Origin of the sequence: Paracoccus aminovorans (assembly GCF_900005615.1) — a bacterium.
Lineage (GTDB): Bacteria > Pseudomonadota > Alphaproteobacteria > Rhodobacterales > Rhodobacteraceae > Paracoccus > Paracoccus aminovorans.
On sequence record NZ_LN832562.1, the window covers coordinates 579,800 to 593,715 of the forward strand.

Genomic DNA, 13,916 nt, shown 5'->3' on the forward strand with positions numbered 1-13,916 from the left:
GGCACAGGTTGATTTCGCCGAGCCGAATAATCTGACACCATTCATTGGTAACGAAAGGATACACTCTCTGTTCCCGGCTGGTGATGCAGAACCTGCGACTACCGATGCTGGTCCTGGTACAATCGACCGGGCAGCGATTTGGGCCTCGGTTTTAGGGGCTATTACCTGATCGGGCGAAACTGATCTGCCTGCAGACCCGGGGCGGGCACAGCACCGACGGGCTCTGGCGCCGGCAGCCGGTCCGGCAGGGCCGAAAGCCACCGGCGGTCCGTGCCTTCCGCCCGAAGCCTGGCTCGCGTCCGCCGAATGGCGCGACGGGTGACCGCCCCGGACGCGCTAGCTCTCGCCTCGTCGGGTGACACCGCCAGCCACGGGTCGCGCGCACCCGAACTCCGGACCTGCCCCGCTGCTATGTGCCGCAGCACTGAGCGGCGGTGGGCTTCGGGCCGCCAGGCTCGATCAGGGCGATGGCCTGTTGCGCCATCATGCATTCCTCGTTGGCGGGGATGACCAGGGTGCGGAACCGGCCCAGCGGCGCCATGCGGCGCAGGATCGCCGCGCGCACGGGGGTCGCGTTCTCGCCGATGCCGCCGGTGAAGACCATGGCGTCGATGCCGCCCAGCGACACCGCCAGCGCCGCCGCGGCCTGGGCGCATTTCATCGCGAAGAAGTCCAGCGCGAAGCGCGATGCCTCGGTGCCGTCCGCAAGCAGCGCCGCCACGTCGTTCGACCGGCCCGACAGGCCCATCAGGCCGGAGCGGTTGTAGATCAGGTCCTCGATCTCTTCCGGGGCCATGCCGAAGCTGCGCTGCAGAAGCAGGATGGCCCCGGGATCGACGGCGCCCGAGCGCGTGCCCATCGGCACCCCGTCTACCGCCGTCATGCCCATTGTGGTGTCGACGCTGCGCCCGGCCCGCATGGCGCAAAGGCTGGCGCCGTTGCCCAGATGCGCGGCGACGACGCGGCCCCGGTGCAGGTCGGGGTGCTGCTCGGCCAGCACCTGCGACAGCCATTGATAGGAGAGCCCGTGGAAGCCGTAGCGGCGCACGCCGCGGTCGTGATATTCGGGCGGCAGTGCGAAATGCGTGAACAGCGGGTCGCGCCCGACATGGAAGGCGGTGTCGAAGCAGACCACGTCCGGCACGTCCCCCACCAGCCGGCGCGAGGCGGCGATGGCGGCCAGCCCATGCGGCTGGTGCAGCGGCGCCAGCGGGATCAGCGTCCGCAGATCCTCCAGCACCTGCGGCGTCACCAGGGTGGCGCGGTCGTATTCGGTCCCGCCATGGACGATGCGATGCGCCACCGCCTGCATGCTCCAGCCGTCGTCATGGGCATCGATGAAATCCAGCAGCGCCTGGAGGGCGGCGGCATGGTCCGCGCCCGGCGGCAGCGCCCTCCGCGTCTGGGGCGCGCCGGTCAGCGTCGCCGTCAGTTCGGCCGCGCCGCCGATGCGGCTGACGGCGCCGCGGGCCAGCAGCGCCAGCCCGTCGCGGGCAAAGACCCGGAACTTCAGGCTGGACGAGCCGGCGTTCAGCGTCAGGATGGTCGGGATCATTTCAGCACCCCCCGGGCGCGGGCATCGGCGACCAGCACCGCCAGGGCGCAGGACAGCCGCCGCGCCCGCAGGGAATCGGCGCGGCTGGTCAGCATGACCGGCACCCGCGCGCCCAGGACGATGCCCGCCGCATCGGCGCCGCCCAGGAAGATCAGCTGCTTGGCCAGCATGTTGCCGGATTCGATATCGGGCACCAGCAGGATGTCGACCTGCCCGGCCACCGGCGAGACGATGCCCTTTTCCTGCGCCGCCGCCAGGCTGATCGCATTGTCGAAGGCCAGGGGACCGTCCAGCACCGCGTCGGCGATCTGGCCGCGGTCGGCCATCTTGCACAGCGCCGCCGCGTCCAGCGTCGCCTGCATCTGCGGATTGACCGTCTCGACCGCGGCCAGGATGGCGACATTGGGCCGCGCAGGTCCCCAAAGCACCCGCCACAGCCCGATGGCATTGCGCAGGATGTCGGCCTTGATCGCAAGGTCGGGGGCGATGTTGACCGCGGCGTCTGTGATGATGAAGGGGCGCGGATAGTCCTTGCTGAGCATCAGGAAGGCATGGCTGATGCGGCGTTCGGTCCGCAGCCCGCATTGCGGATGGATCACCGCGGCCAGCAGCTCGTCCGAATGCAGCGAGCCCTTCATGATCGCGCCGACCTGCCCGGCCGCGGCCATCTGCGCGGCGGCCGCGGCGGCGGCATGGCTGTGCTCGGTGTCCACGGTCTCGTAGCGGTCGGGGGGATGGCCGGCCTCGGCCAGGGCGGCACGGATGCGCGCGGCGGGGCCGATCAGCACCGGCTGGATCAGCCCGGCGGCGACGGCATCGTCCACCGCATCGAAAACGCTTCGCTGCACCGGGTGGACGACGGCGGTGCGCAGCGGCGGCAGGCCGGCGCAGCGGTCGATCAGGGCCTGATACTGGTCGGTCATGCGTCCCCCCTGTGTTCGGCACCCCGAGGGGCGTATCGGCCCCGGACGATAGAGAAACCCGGCGCCGCCGCAACCCGTGGTTCCGGCGCGTTTCGTCGCATCAGCCCAGCTCCAGCAGCCGCGCCATCTCGGCACGCAGTTCGGCCAGTTCGAAGGGCTTGGCGATGAAACCGTCGGCGCCCAGTTCCAGCCCCTTGCGGCGCTCGACCACCGAGCCGCGGGCGGTCATCATCAGCACGCGCACGCCCTTCAGCGCGGGGTCGGCGCGCATCGCCTCGATGATCTCGTAGCCCGAGATGTCGGGCAGCATGATGTCGAGCAGCACCAGGTCGGGATGCAGCGCGCGGATGCGGGCGATGGCCTCGCGGCCCCGGGCGACGCGCTCATGCGCATAGCCCTGCCGGGCCAGCACGAATTCGATGGCCAGCGCGATGCTGTCCTCGTCCTCGACAACCAGGACGGTTTGCCTGTGCAAGTCAGCCGTCATCCTGTCCTCGCGATCAGGGCCGGAAAAGCGGCGCGCCGGGAAGGCACGCCGCCGTCTTGCGAAGCGGTCGGGGCGGACCTGCCGCCCCGGCCGGGGACCCTCAGTGCGACGAGGCCTCAGACGCGCCGATCCCGGTTTCCGAGCGCACCTGCTGGGCCGGGAAGCCCGCGCGGTCGATGCGTGCCCGCTGGCCCTTATCGGTGATCGAGAACAGCCAGATGCCGAGGAAGGCGAGCGTCATCGAGAACAGCGCCGGCGAGGTATAGGGGAAGGGCGCCGAGCCGACGGGATTGCCCAGCGTCGCTTCCCACACCGAGGGCGACAGCACCGTCAGCACCACCGAGGAGACCAGCCCCAGGAAGCCGCCGATCACGGCGCCGCGGGTGGTGCAATCCTTCCACAGCACGGACATGAAAAGCACCGGGAAGTTGGCCGAGGCGGCGACGGCGAAGGCCAGCGACACCATGAAGGCGATGTTCTGGTTCTTGAAGGCGATGCCCAGCACCACCGCGACGATGCCAAGCGCGATGGTGGTCATGCGCGACACCCGCAGCTCGCTGCCCGGTTCCGGGTTGCCCTTCTTGATCACGGTCGCATAGAGGTCGTGGCTGACCGCCGAGGCGCCCGAGAGCGTCAGGCCGGCGACCACCGCCAGGATGGTGGCGAAGGCCACGGCCGAGATGAAGCCCAGGAAGACGTTGCCGCCGACCGCATGGGCCAGATGCACGGCCGCCATGTTGTTGCCGCCCATCAGCTTGCCGTCCGCGCCCAGGAAGTCGGGGTTGGTCAGCACGAAGGTGATGGCGCCGAAGCCGATGATGAAGGTCAGAAGATAGAAATAGCCGATCCAGCCGGTCGCCCACATCACCGACTTGCGCGCTTCCTTGGCGCTGGGGACGGTGAAGAAGCGCATCAGGATATGCGGAAGGCCCGCGGTGCCGAACATCAGCGCCATGCCGAAGCTGATGGCCGAGATCGGGTCCTTGATGAAGGTGCCCGGGCCCATGATCGACTGGCCGGCGGCGGCCGCCGCCTCGGGCGTGGTGTCGGGCGTGGCCGCGGCCAGCTCGGTCTTGACGCGCACGGCGTCGGCAAACATGGCCTCGGGCGAGAAGCCGTATTTCCACAGCACCATGAAGGACATGAACGAGGCGCCGCCCAAGAGCAGGCAGGCCTTGATGATCTGCACCCAGGTCGTCGCGGTCATGCCGCCGAAGAGCACATAGACCATCATCAGCGCGCCGACGATGACCACGGCGATCCAGTAGTCGAGGCCGAAGAGCAGCTCGATCAGCGAGCCGGCGCCGACCATCTGCGCGATCAGGTAGAAAGCGACCACGACCAGCGTGCCCGAGGCGGCAAAGATCCGCACCGGCGTCTGGGCGAAGCGGAAGGCGGCCACGTCGGCAAAGGTGAACTTGCCGAGGTTGCGCAGGCGTTCCGCCATCAGGAAGGTCAGGATCGGCCAGCCGACCAGGAAGCCGATGGAATAGATCAGCCCGTCATAGCCCGAGGTCATCACCGCGGCCGAAATCCCCAGAAACGAGGCCGCGGACATATAGTCGCCCGCGATGGCGAGCCCGTTCTGGAAGCCCGAGATGCCGCCGCCGGCGGTATAGAAATCCGCCGCCGACTTGGTTTTCGCGGCGGCCCATTTGGTAATAAACAGCGTCAGCACCACGAAACCCGCGAACATGATGATCGCGGTCCAGTTGGTGGCCTGCTTCTCGCCTCCGCCCTGGATGGCGTCGGCCAGGGCCAGGCCCGGAACCAGCGCCATCGCGGCAGCGGCGGCAAGGCGTTCGGTGATGCGGCTCATTTCAGCGCCTCCCGCTTGATCTTTTCGCTCAGGTCGTCGAACTGGCTGTTGGCGCGGCGCACGTAGATGCCGGTGACGACGATGGTGAAGATGATGACGCCGAAGCCCAGGGGGATGCCCCAGGTCATCACGCCGTCGCCGATGCGCGCCGCCAGGGCCTCCTTGTCGAAGGCGATCAGCAGGATATAGCCGTAATAGACCACCAGCATGGCGATGGTCAGGATCCAGCCGAAGCGCGATCTTGTCGATTTCAGCAGCTGATAATTCGGATCCGCGGCGATCCGATCTGCCAGGTTCTGTTCCATTTTCGTGAGTTCCTCCACTGCACTGCTGCGATCGGGTCGGCCGGGCGGTCCTCCTCCGCGCGGTGAGCCGTTCCTTGACTTGCATGGGTGTCGCGGCGCCGGCAGCCTTCTCCGGGCAAGCCGCGACCGGCCCGCGGGCGACGCCGCCCGCGGTCTTGGACAGGCAGGGCCCGGCGCCGAAGCGCCGGATCCCGCGTCAGGCCCGGTTCATCCGGTTTTCGATGAGCTCGTCCACGACGCCGGGATCGGCGAGGGTCGAGGTGTCGCCCAGGGCGCCGAAATCGTCCTCGGCGATCTTGCGCAGGATGCGGCGCATGATCTTGCCCGAGCGGGTCTTGGGCAGGCCCGGCGCCCATTGGATCAGGTCGGGCTTGGCGATGGGTCCGATCTCGGTGCGGACCCAGGTTTCCAGCTCCTTGCGCAGCGCGTCGGTGGGCTCGACCCCGTTCATCAGCGTGACATAGGCATAGATGCCCTGCCCCTTCAGCGGGTGCGGATAGCCGACCACGGCGGCCTCGGCGACCTTCTGATGCGCGACCAGGGCCGATTCCACCTCGGCCGTGCCCATGCGGTGGCCCGAGACGTTGATGACGTCGTCCACGCGGCCGGTGATCCAGTAATAGCCGTCCTCGTCCCGGCGGCAGCCGTCGCCGGTGAAGTAATAGCCCGGATATTGCTGGAAATAGGCCTCTTCGAAGCGCTGGTGGTCGCCCCAGAGCGTGCGCATCTGCCCCGGCCAGCTGTCCGAGATGCAGAGTACCCCCTCGGCCGGGTCGCCCTGCTGCACCACCCCGGTCGAGGCGTCCAGGATCGCCGGGCGCACCCCGAAGAAGGGCAGCGTGGCCGAGCCGGCCTTGGTCTCGATGGCGCCGGGAATCGAGGTGATCATGTGGCCGCCTGTCTCGGTCTGCCACCAGGTGTCGACGATGGGGCAGCGGCCCTGGCCGACGTGCTTGTCGTACCAGTTCCAGGCCTCGGGGTTGATCGGCTCGCCGACCGAGCCCAGCACGCGCAGGCTGGACAGGTCGTGCTTCTCGACCCATTCCGGCCCCTGCCCCATCAGCGAGCGGATGGCGGTGGGCGCGGTATAGAACTGGGTGACCTTGTGCTTGGCGCAGACCTCCCAGAAGCGGCCGGCGTCGGGCCAGGTCGGCACGCCCTCGAACATGATCGTGGTGGCGCCGTTGGCCAGCGGGCCATAGACGATATAGCTGTGGCCGGTGACCCAGCCCACGTCGGCCGTGCACCAGAACACGTCGCCGTCCTTGTAGTCGAAGACGTATTGATGCGTCATCGCCGCATAGACCAGATAGCCGCCGGAGGTATGCACCACGCCTTTCGGCTTGCCGGTCGAGCCCGAGGTGTAAAGGATGAACAGCGGGTCCTCGGCCCCCATCGGGCGCGGCGGGCAATGCGGGCTGACCTGCTCCATCAGCGCCAGAACGTCCACGTCGCGGCCGTCGATCCAGGTGGTCTGGTCGCCGGTGTGCTTGACCACCAGGCAGCGCACCCGGTCCGAGCAATGCAGAAGCGCCGCGTCGGTGTTCGACTTCAGCGCCGTGCGCCGGCCGCCGCGCGGGGCGGTGTCGGCGGTGATCACCAGCTTGGCGCCGGAATCGTTGATGCGGTTCGCCAGCGCATCGGGCGAGAAGCCGGCGAAGACGATCGAATGGATGGCGCCGATCCGGGCGCAGGCCAGCATCGCATAGGCCGCCTCGGGGATCATCGGCAGATAGATCACCACCCGGTCGCCGCGCATCACGCCCTGGCTCAGCAGCACGTTGGCGAAGCGGTTCACCTTTTCCGACAGCTCGGCATAGGTGATGTGGCGGGCCGGGGTCTTGGGGTCGTCGGGCTCGAAGATGATCGCGGTCTGGTCGGCGCGGGTCGCCAGATGGCGGTCGACGCAGTTGACCGATACGTTCAGCACCCCGTCCTCGAACCACTTGATCGAGACCTTGCCCAGGGTGAAATCGGTGTCCTTCACCTTGCTGTAGGGCTGGATCCAGTCCAGCCGCCGACCTTCGCGGCGCCAGAACCCCTCGGGGTCGGAAACCGATTCGGCATACATCTTCGCGTAGCCGTCGGGCAGAAGAAGAGCATCCTCGAAACCGGGCGGAATGGGATGTTTCGCAACATTTTCAACAGACATGACGGGCCTCCTCTTCTGGCGATGCGGCTGGTTCCGCGCGGCCGCACCCTCCTCTGGTGCTGTGGCCGGGCTTCGGCATTCCGATGGGATGGAATGTTAATATGAGTTTTCATTTTTAGTAAACCATTTTTTTCAAAAGAGAATTTTGTAAAAAAATTGACGGGACAGGCTGCGGTTTTGTAAATTGTTCACAAAAGCGTGTCGCGTCGGCGTGACGGGCGCGGGCGGGGCTGCCGCGGCCTTGCTGGACAGCCCGCCAACCCCCACGCTAGACACGAAGAACCAAGAGATCCAGCAGGGCGAGTAGATGTCGAACCAGGGCCGGAAACTGGAACAGGCGGCCAAGGCCGCGTGGCTTTCCCATGTCGCCGGCAAGACCCAGGACGAGATCGCCGGGATCATGGGCGTTTCGCGCCAGACCGCGCAGCGGCTGGTCGCCCAGGCCGTGGCCGAGGGGCTGGTCAAGATCCGCATCGACCACCCTTTCGCGCATTGCATGGACCTGGCCGAGGGGCTGCGGCGACGCTGGGGACTGACCTTCTGCCAGGTGGCGCCCTCGGACGCGCCCGAGGCCGGGGTGGCGCTGATACTGGCCGACGCGGTCGAGCAATGGCTGCGCCGGCCCGAACCGCTGACCCTGGCCATCGGCACCGGCCGCACCCTGCGCGCCGCCATCGCGCAGCTGCCGCATCTCGACTGCCCGCAGCACCGCATCGTGTCGCTGACCGGGAATATCGCGCCGGACGGCTCGACCGCCTATTACAACGTGCTGTTCACGCTGTCGGACCTGGTCACGGCGCGCAGCTTTCCGCTGCCGCTGCCGGTCATCGCCCCGACCATGCGCGAGCGCCGGGCGGTGAACGGCCAGCCCAGCATCGAGCGGCTGATCCGCATGTCCGCCGATGCCGCCGTGGCCTTCGTCGGCATCGGCACCGTCGGCGCCGGGGCGCCGCTGATGCTGGACGGCTTCCTGTCGCAGCCCGATCTGGACGCGCTGGTCGCGGCCGGCGCGGTGGGCGAGATCACCGGCTGGGCCTATGACGCCGAGGGCCGGCTGATCGAGGGGCTCAGCAACGACCGCGTCGCCTCGGCCCCGATCCCGCCGCGCGAGACGACGCTGGTGATCGGCGCGGCCCATGGCGCCGAAAAGGTGCCGGCGATCCGCGGCGCGCTGCAAGGCCGGCTGATCGGCGGGCTGATCACCGATGCCGGCACGGCGGCGGCGCTGCTGAAGGGCTGAGCCTACATCGCCACGATCTCGGCTCGCTGCTGCTGCATGCGCAGGAAGATGCGCCAATCGCGTTCGCGCCGCGCCCGGGCGGCAGGGTCGGGGCGGGTGACCTCGACCGGGCGGGCGAAGCGGGCGCGGGCCGCGCGGATGCCGCCCGCCAGCGGCGCCGCGGCGGCGATGGCGGTGCCGCGAAGCACCGCGTCCTCGGGCTGCCAGTGGATCTCGGCCCCGGTCGCGTCGGCATAGAGCTGGCGCAGCAGCGGCGCGCGGGCCTGCCCGCCGGCCATGGCCAGCCGCGGCGGCGCCAGGCCCATATGGGCGATGACCTGTCGCGTTCCCAGCGCGATCCCCACTGCCGCGCGCCAGTAGAGCCCGTCCAGCGCCGCGATGCTGCCATCGAGCGCAAGCCCGTGGATCGTCCCGCGCGTCAGCGGGTCGGCAAAGGGCGTGCGGCTGCCCTTGAAATCGGGCAGGATGTGCAGCCCCTCGCCCGGCTCGGCCGGGGCCGCCGCGATCCGGGCCAGGATGTCGTCATGGGTCGCGGGCCGAGGATACATCCGGCGCACCTGTTCCAGAGCCGCGCCGGTGGCGGACTGGCCGCCCTCGCTGACCGCTTCGCCCGGCAGGATGGCACCAAGATAGGGCCCCCACAGCGCCGGCGCGGGACCCAGCCCGGCGGCCATGACGCAGTTCGAGGTGCCGGCGATCAGCGCCGGCATGTCGGGCGCCGCCCCCAGCGCCCCGGCAAAGGCATCGATCAGCCCGGCCGCGACCGGGGTGCCGGGCGCAAGCCCCAGTTCGGGTGCACCCTGTGCCGACAGCGGCCCGATCGCCGCCCCCGGCGCCAGTACCGGGCCGGGGCGCGGAAAACCCGAGATGCCGGCGCAGGCCAGCAGGTCCTCCTGCCAGCCGCCGCGGTCGGGCAGATAGGCCCATTTCGCCGCCGCCGCGCACAGCGAGCGCGCCTCGATGCCGGTGGCGCGAAAGGCCAGGTGGTCGCAAAGGTCGCGGACGCCGGCCAGCGTGGCCCAGACCTCGGGCCGGTGCCGGGCCAGCCACATCAGCTTGGGCGTCTGCATCTCGGGCGAGACCGCGCCGCCGGCCCGGGCGACCACCTCGTGGTCCAGTGCGTCCAGTTCCCGCGCCTCGGCCACGGCGCGGTGGTCGTGCCAGGCGATGACGTCGGGGGCAAAGCCCGGCGCCTCGACCACCAGCGAACAGGTGGCGTCGAAGGCCAGCGCCCCGATCTGGCCCGGGCTGGCGCCGGCCAGGCGACGTGCCTCGGCCAGGGCTTCGGCAACCGCCTGCCAGATCTCGGCGAAATCGTGCCCGGCCTGCCCGTCCGGGCCGGCGATGGTGGCAAATCCGCAGCTGGCGCGGGCCAGAAGCCGCCCCTCGGCCGAGAACAGCCCCGCCCGTGCGCGGGCCGAGCCCACATCCACCGCCGCGATCAGCAAAGACCCACCCTTCCCTAGCGCAATCCGGCCAGAGTTTTGGGCAAATCCGCGGCATGGTCAATCAGCGCGTCCGGGCTTTCGGCCGCCAGCCGCTGGGCCAGATGCGCGGCGCCGGCATGGCTGCCGCCCAGAAAGCCGATGGCGCGCATGCCGGCGGCGCGGGCGGCGCGCAGCCCGGCCGGGCTGTCCTCGATCACCACGCAATCGCCGGGCGCCATGCCCAGCCGGTCGGCGGCCAGCAGGAACAGGTCGGGCGCGGGCTTGCCATGCTCGACCAGGGCGGCGGAATAGACATGCGGGCCAAAGACCGGCGCGAGCCCGGTCAGCGCCAGCGACAGCGCCAGCCGGTCGGGCGCGCTGGACGAGGCGACGGCGCGCGGCCCCGCGATCCCGGCCAGCGCCTGAGGCATCCCCTCGACCGGGCGCAGGTCGCGGCGAAAGCGGCGAAACAGCGCCTGCGAAAAGCCCGGCAGCGCCGGCGCCATGTCGACGCCGTGATCCCGGGCCGCCTCGACGATGGTCAGGATCGAGCGGCCGAGGAATTCGTCATAGATCCGTGCGCTGTCGATCGGCACGCCCAGGCCATGCAGCAGGGCTTCGAGCTCGGCCACGGCCAGCGGCTCGCTGTCCACGAGCACGCCGTCGCAGTCGAAGATCAGCCCCCGCGCCACCGCTCACGCCCCGAGATAGGCGTCGAGCGTGGCCCGTGTCCCCTTGTCCCACAGCATCGCCAGCCAGCGCGCGAAGGGTTGGGCAAAGCGCGGATCCTGCCCCGTCGCGCCATAGATCTCGGCCATGCCGAGCCAGGCCGATGGATCGGTCCGCGCTGCCTGCGCCTTGGATACGAGGCTGTCCCAGTTCGGGTCGTTCGGCTCGATCACCGCGCCGCTGTCGGTGACACCCGCGCAATAGCGGCACCACAGCGCCGATTCCAGCGCCAGCCCTTCGACCGGCAGGCCGCGTTCCAGCCGGTGGGCGATGGTCGGCACGATGAATTTCGGCTGCCGGTTCGAGCCGTCGAGGCAGAGCCGGCGCACGGTGTCGCCGATCTTGGGATTGGCGCAGCGTTCCGCGACCTTGGCGAAATAGGCCTGCAGGTCGGTGCCCGGGACCGGCGGCACGGCGGGGATGATCTCGTCGGCCTCGATCTTTTCCAGGAAGGCGCGGACCTGGGCGTCCTGCATCGCCTCATGCACGAAATGGATGTCGAGAAGGCCGGCCGGATAGGCGATCACCGCATGGCCGCCGTTCAGGATGCGGATCTTCATCAGCTCCCATGGCGTGACGTCGGCGACGAATTCCACCCCGGCTTTCTCCAGCGGCGGGCGGCCGGCGGGGAAATCGTCCTCCAGCACCCATTGGATGAAATCCTCGCAAAAGACCGGCGCCTCGTCGGGAATGCCGAAATCCTCGCGCACCATGCGGCGTTCGCGGTCGCTGGTGGCGGGGGTGATGCGGTCCACCATGGCGTTGGGAAAGGCGACATTGGCCAGGATCCACTCGGCCAGTTCCGGGTCCGAAAGGCGCGCGGTCTCCACCACCGCCTCGCGGGTGACGTCGCCGTTATGCGGGATGTTGTCGCAGCACATCACGGTAAAGGCCGGATGCCCGGCTGCGCGGCGGGCCTTCAGCCCCGCGACGATCAGGCCGAAGACGGTCTGCGGCGCCTCGGGCGTTGCCGCATCGGCGGCGATGGCGGGATGCGCGGGGTCGAAATGGCCGGTGGCGGCATCGATGAAATAGCCGCCTTCGGTGATGGTCAGCCCGACGATGCGGATCGCCGGATCGGCCAGGGTGGCGATGACGCGCGCATGATCGCCCGGCGCGATGTAATCGACGATCGGCCCCAGCACGCGGGCGTCCGAGCGCTCGGCCGATTGCTCGACCAGCGTGTAGAGGTGATCCTGCGCCGCCAGCGTGTCGCGCATTTTCGCGTCGCCCGGCATGACCCCGGCGCCGATGATGGCGAAGTCCTGCGCCAGCCCCATGTTCATCAACCGGTCGAGGTAGAAGGCCTGATGCGCGCGGAAGAAATTGCCGACGCCGAAATGCAGGATGCCGGGGCGCAGACCGGCGCGGTCATAGCTTGGGCCGGGGTGGGCGAGTTGCGCGAGCGTCTGGTTGGAAAGCCTGTCCATCTTGTCCCTCACAACGCCAGGCCGTTCTGGTCGAAGCGATAGATCCGCCCCTCTTGCGGGGTCAGGAAGATGCGGTCGCCGTGATGGACGGGGAACTCCCCCGCCGCACGGGCGACGATATGCGGGCCGTTGTCCAGGTCGATGTGCAGGAAGGTGTCCGAGCCCAGATGCTCGGCCACGCCCACGGTGCCGGCCAGCAGCCCCTCGGTCGTGGACATGGCGAAATGCTCGGGCCGGACGCCGATGGCATGGGCGCCCAGTTTCGCCGCCGGCTCGCCCTCGATGAAGTTCATGTTCGGGCTGCCGATGAAGCCGGCGACGAAGCGGTTGGCGGGCTTGCGGTAAAGTTCCAGCGGCGAGCCCACCTGTTCCACCCGGCCGGCGCGCAGCACGACGATCTTGTCGGCCATGGTCATCGCCTCGACCTGATCATGGGTGACATAGACCATGGTCGTCGCAAGTTTCTTATGCAGTTCAGAGATTTCCACCCGCATGTTCACACGCAGTGCGGCGTCGAGGTTCGACAGCGGCTCGTCGAAGAGAAAGGCTGAGGGCTCGCGCACGATGGCACGGCCGATGGCGACGCGCTGGCGCTGGCCGCCCGACAGCTGGCCGGGGCGGCGGTCCAGGTAATCGGTCAGGTTCAGGATGCCGGCGGCGTGCTTCACCCGGCGCTCCTGCTCATCCGCCGCCATGCCGGCCATCTTCAGCGGAAAGGCGATGTTCTTCCTGACCGACATATGCGGATAGAGCGCGTAGCTCTGGAACACCATGGCCAGCTTGCGCTGCGAGGGCGGCGCATGGGTCACGTCGCGTCCGTCGATCATGATCTGGCCCGAGGTCACGTCCTCGAGCCCGGCGATCAGCCGCAACAGCGTGGACTTGCCGCAGCCCGAAGGACCGACGAAGACCACGAACTCGCCTTCCCGGATCTCCAGATCGACGCCCGGGATGACCTCGACGTCGCCGAAAGCCTTGCGGACCTGCTTGAGCGTAATGCTTCCCATCGTGTTACCTCACTTCACCGCGCCGAAGGTCAGGCCGCGCACGAGTTGCTTCTGGCTGAACCAGCCCAGGATCAGGATCGGGGCGATGGCCATGGTGCTCGCCGCCGAGAGTTTCGCGTAGAACAGCCCCTCGGGGCTGGAATAGCTGGCGATGAAGGTCGTCAGCGGCGCCGCCTTGCTGGTGGTCAGGTTCAGCGTCCAGAACGCCTCGTTCCAGGCCAGGATGACGTTCAGCAGCAGCGTCGAGGCGATGCCGGGCACCGCCATGGGCGTCAGGACGTGGATGATCTCCTTGGACAGGCTGGCACCGTCCATGCGCGCGGCTTCCAGTATTTCCGCAGGAATCTCGCGGAAGTATGTGTAAAGCATCCAGATTATGATCGGCAGGTTGATCAGCATCAGCACCACGGTGATGCCCAGCCGGGTGTCCAGCAGCCCCCAGGACCGGAACAGCAGATACATCGGGATCAGCACCCCGGCCGCCGGCATCATCTTGGTCGACAGCATCCACATCAGCAGGTCCTTGGTCCGCTTCGCCGGCTGGAAGGCCATGGACCAGGCGGCGGGAACCGCGATAAGCAGGCCCAGAAGCGTCGAGCCGACCGAGATGATGACCGAGTTCAGGAAATGCCGGAAATAGGGCGAGCGGGACTGCACCTCGGCATAGTTCTGGGTCGTCCAGTCGAAGAACAGGAACTTCGGCGGGCTGGCGATGGCGTCCGCCTCGGACTTGAAGCTGGTCAGGATCGTCCACAGGATCGGGAAGAAGATCAGCAGCGCCACGCCCCAGGCCAGGATGGTGAAGGTCCAGCGGCGGGTGGTTGTGACTGTGCGGGCCATGG

Annotated in this window: 11 protein-coding genes and 1 pseudogene; 1 reads left to right on the forward strand and 11 read right to left on the reverse strand. The window is 68.7% G+C overall.

Annotated elements, in window-relative coordinates; all coding sequences use genetic code 11:
• Positions 1 to 409: 409 nt before the first annotated feature.
• The 6 genes and pseudogenes from JCM7685_RS18730 to acs form a co-directional block, all read right to left on the reverse strand.
• Positions 410 to 1,555, reverse strand: a complete 1,146-nt coding sequence (locus tag JCM7685_RS18730; protein WP_074969248.1) for an acetate/propionate family kinase — start codon at positions 1,553 to 1,555, stop codon at positions 410 to 412.
• Positions 1,552 to 2,472 (reverse strand): annotated as a pseudogene (locus JCM7685_RS18735) (bifunctional enoyl-CoA hydratase/phosphate acetyltransferase); the annotation flags it as partial. The gene JCM7685_RS18730 and the pseudogene JCM7685_RS18735, both read right to left, overlap by 4 nt.
• Before the next feature lie 106 nt (positions 2,473 to 2,578).
• Entirely contained in the window at positions 2,579 to 2,965 is a 387-nt protein-coding gene (locus JCM7685_RS18740) for a response regulator transcription factor (RefSeq protein ID WP_074969244.1), read from the reverse strand.
• Positions 2,966 to 3,065: 100 nt separating this feature from the next.
• Complete coding sequence (locus JCM7685_RS18745) at positions 3,066 to 4,784, reverse strand: cation acetate symporter (protein ID WP_074969242.1); 1,719 nt, start codon at positions 4,782 to 4,784, stop codon at positions 3,066 to 3,068.
• Positions 4,781 to 5,089 carry a DUF485 domain-containing protein gene (locus tag JCM7685_RS18750; RefSeq protein ID WP_074969240.1) on the reverse strand — a complete coding sequence of 103 codons (309 nt, stop codon included), beginning with the start codon at positions 5,087 to 5,089 and terminating at the stop codon, positions 4,781 to 4,783. The genes JCM7685_RS18745 and JCM7685_RS18750 overlap by 4 nt, the downstream gene beginning before the upstream one ends.
• A gap of 196 nt (positions 5,090 to 5,285) precedes the next feature.
• Positions 5,286 to 7,241 carry an acetate--CoA ligase gene (acs, locus tag JCM7685_RS18755; protein ID WP_100526158.1) on the reverse strand — a complete coding sequence of 652 codons (1,956 nt, stop codon included), beginning with the start codon at positions 7,239 to 7,241 and terminating at the stop codon, positions 5,286 to 5,288.
• Between the two features lie 307 nt (positions 7,242 to 7,548).
• Here acs and JCM7685_RS18760 point away from each other — a divergent pair, with 307 nt between their 5' ends.
• Complete coding sequence (locus JCM7685_RS18760) at positions 7,549 to 8,481, forward strand: sugar-binding transcriptional regulator (protein WP_074969239.1); 933 nt, start codon at positions 7,549 to 7,551, stop codon at positions 8,479 to 8,481.
• Between the two features lie 2 nt (positions 8,482 to 8,483).
• Here JCM7685_RS18760 and JCM7685_RS18765 read toward each other — a convergent pair whose 3' ends face one another.
• The 5 genes from JCM7685_RS18765 to JCM7685_RS18785 are packed head-to-tail and all read right to left on the reverse strand — an operon-like array spanning position 8,484 to position 13,914.
• On the reverse strand, positions 8,484 to 9,929 hold the full coding sequence (locus JCM7685_RS18765) for an FGGY-family carbohydrate kinase (RefSeq protein ID WP_074969237.1): 1,446 nt from the start codon (positions 9,927 to 9,929) through the stop codon (positions 8,484 to 8,486).
• 14 nt (positions 9,930 to 9,943) lie between these two features.
• A complete protein-coding gene (locus JCM7685_RS18770; protein ID WP_074969235.1) occupies positions 9,944 to 10,600 on the reverse strand; it encodes an HAD family hydrolase in 657 nt (218 codons plus the stop codon).
• Between the two features lie 3 nt (positions 10,601 to 10,603).
• The gene (locus JCM7685_RS18775) at positions 10,604 to 12,067 is read right to left on the reverse strand and encodes a mannitol dehydrogenase family protein (protein ID WP_074969233.1); all 1,464 of its coding nucleotides are present in this window, start codon (positions 12,065 to 12,067) and stop codon (positions 10,604 to 10,606) included.
• Between the two features lie 8 nt (positions 12,068 to 12,075).
• Positions 12,076 to 13,074 (reverse strand): ABC transporter ATP-binding protein, encoded by a 999-nt coding sequence (locus tag JCM7685_RS18780; protein WP_074969231.1) that lies wholly within the window; start codon positions 13,072 to 13,074, stop codon positions 12,076 to 12,078.
• Positions 13,075 to 13,083: 9 nt separating this feature from the next.
• Positions 13,084 to 13,914 (reverse strand): carbohydrate ABC transporter permease, encoded by an 831-nt coding sequence (locus JCM7685_RS18785; protein WP_074969229.1) that lies wholly within the window; start codon positions 13,912 to 13,914, stop codon positions 13,084 to 13,086.
• Positions 13,915 to 13,916: the final 2 nt, after the last annotated feature.

Bases quoted from the DNA above. Each gene is read 5' to 3' on its own strand.
- JCM7685_RS18730 (WP_074969248.1), bottom strand. From the start codon at position 1,555: ATGATCCCGACCATCCTGACGCTGAACGCCGGCTCGTCCAGCCTGAAG.
- JCM7685_RS18740 (WP_074969244.1), bottom strand. From the start codon at position 2,965: ATGACGGCTGACTTGCACAGGCAAACCGTCCTGGTTGTCGAGGACGAG.
- JCM7685_RS18745 (WP_074969242.1), bottom strand. From the start codon at position 4,784: ATGAGCCGCATCACCGAACGCCTTGCCGCCGCTGCCGCGATGGCGCTG.
- JCM7685_RS18750 (WP_074969240.1), bottom strand. From the start codon at position 5,089: ATGGAACAGAACCTGGCAGATCGGATCGCCGCGGATCCGAATTATCAG.
- acs (WP_100526158.1), bottom strand. From the start codon at position 7,241: ATGTCTGTTGAAAATGTTGCGAAACATCCCATTCCGCCCGGTTTCGAG.
- JCM7685_RS18760 (WP_074969239.1), top strand. From the start codon at position 7,549: ATGTCGAACCAGGGCCGGAAACTGGAACAGGCGGCCAAGGCCGCGTGG.
- JCM7685_RS18775 (WP_074969233.1), bottom strand. From the start codon at position 12,067: ATGGACAGGCTTTCCAACCAGACGCTCGCGCAACTCGCCCACCCCGGC.
- JCM7685_RS18780 (WP_074969231.1), bottom strand. From the start codon at position 13,074: ATGGGAAGCATTACGCTCAAGCAGGTCCGCAAGGCTTTCGGCGACGTC.
- JCM7685_RS18785 (WP_074969229.1), bottom strand. From the start codon at position 13,914: ATGGCCCGCACAGTCACAACCACCCGCCGCTGGACCTTCACCATCCTG.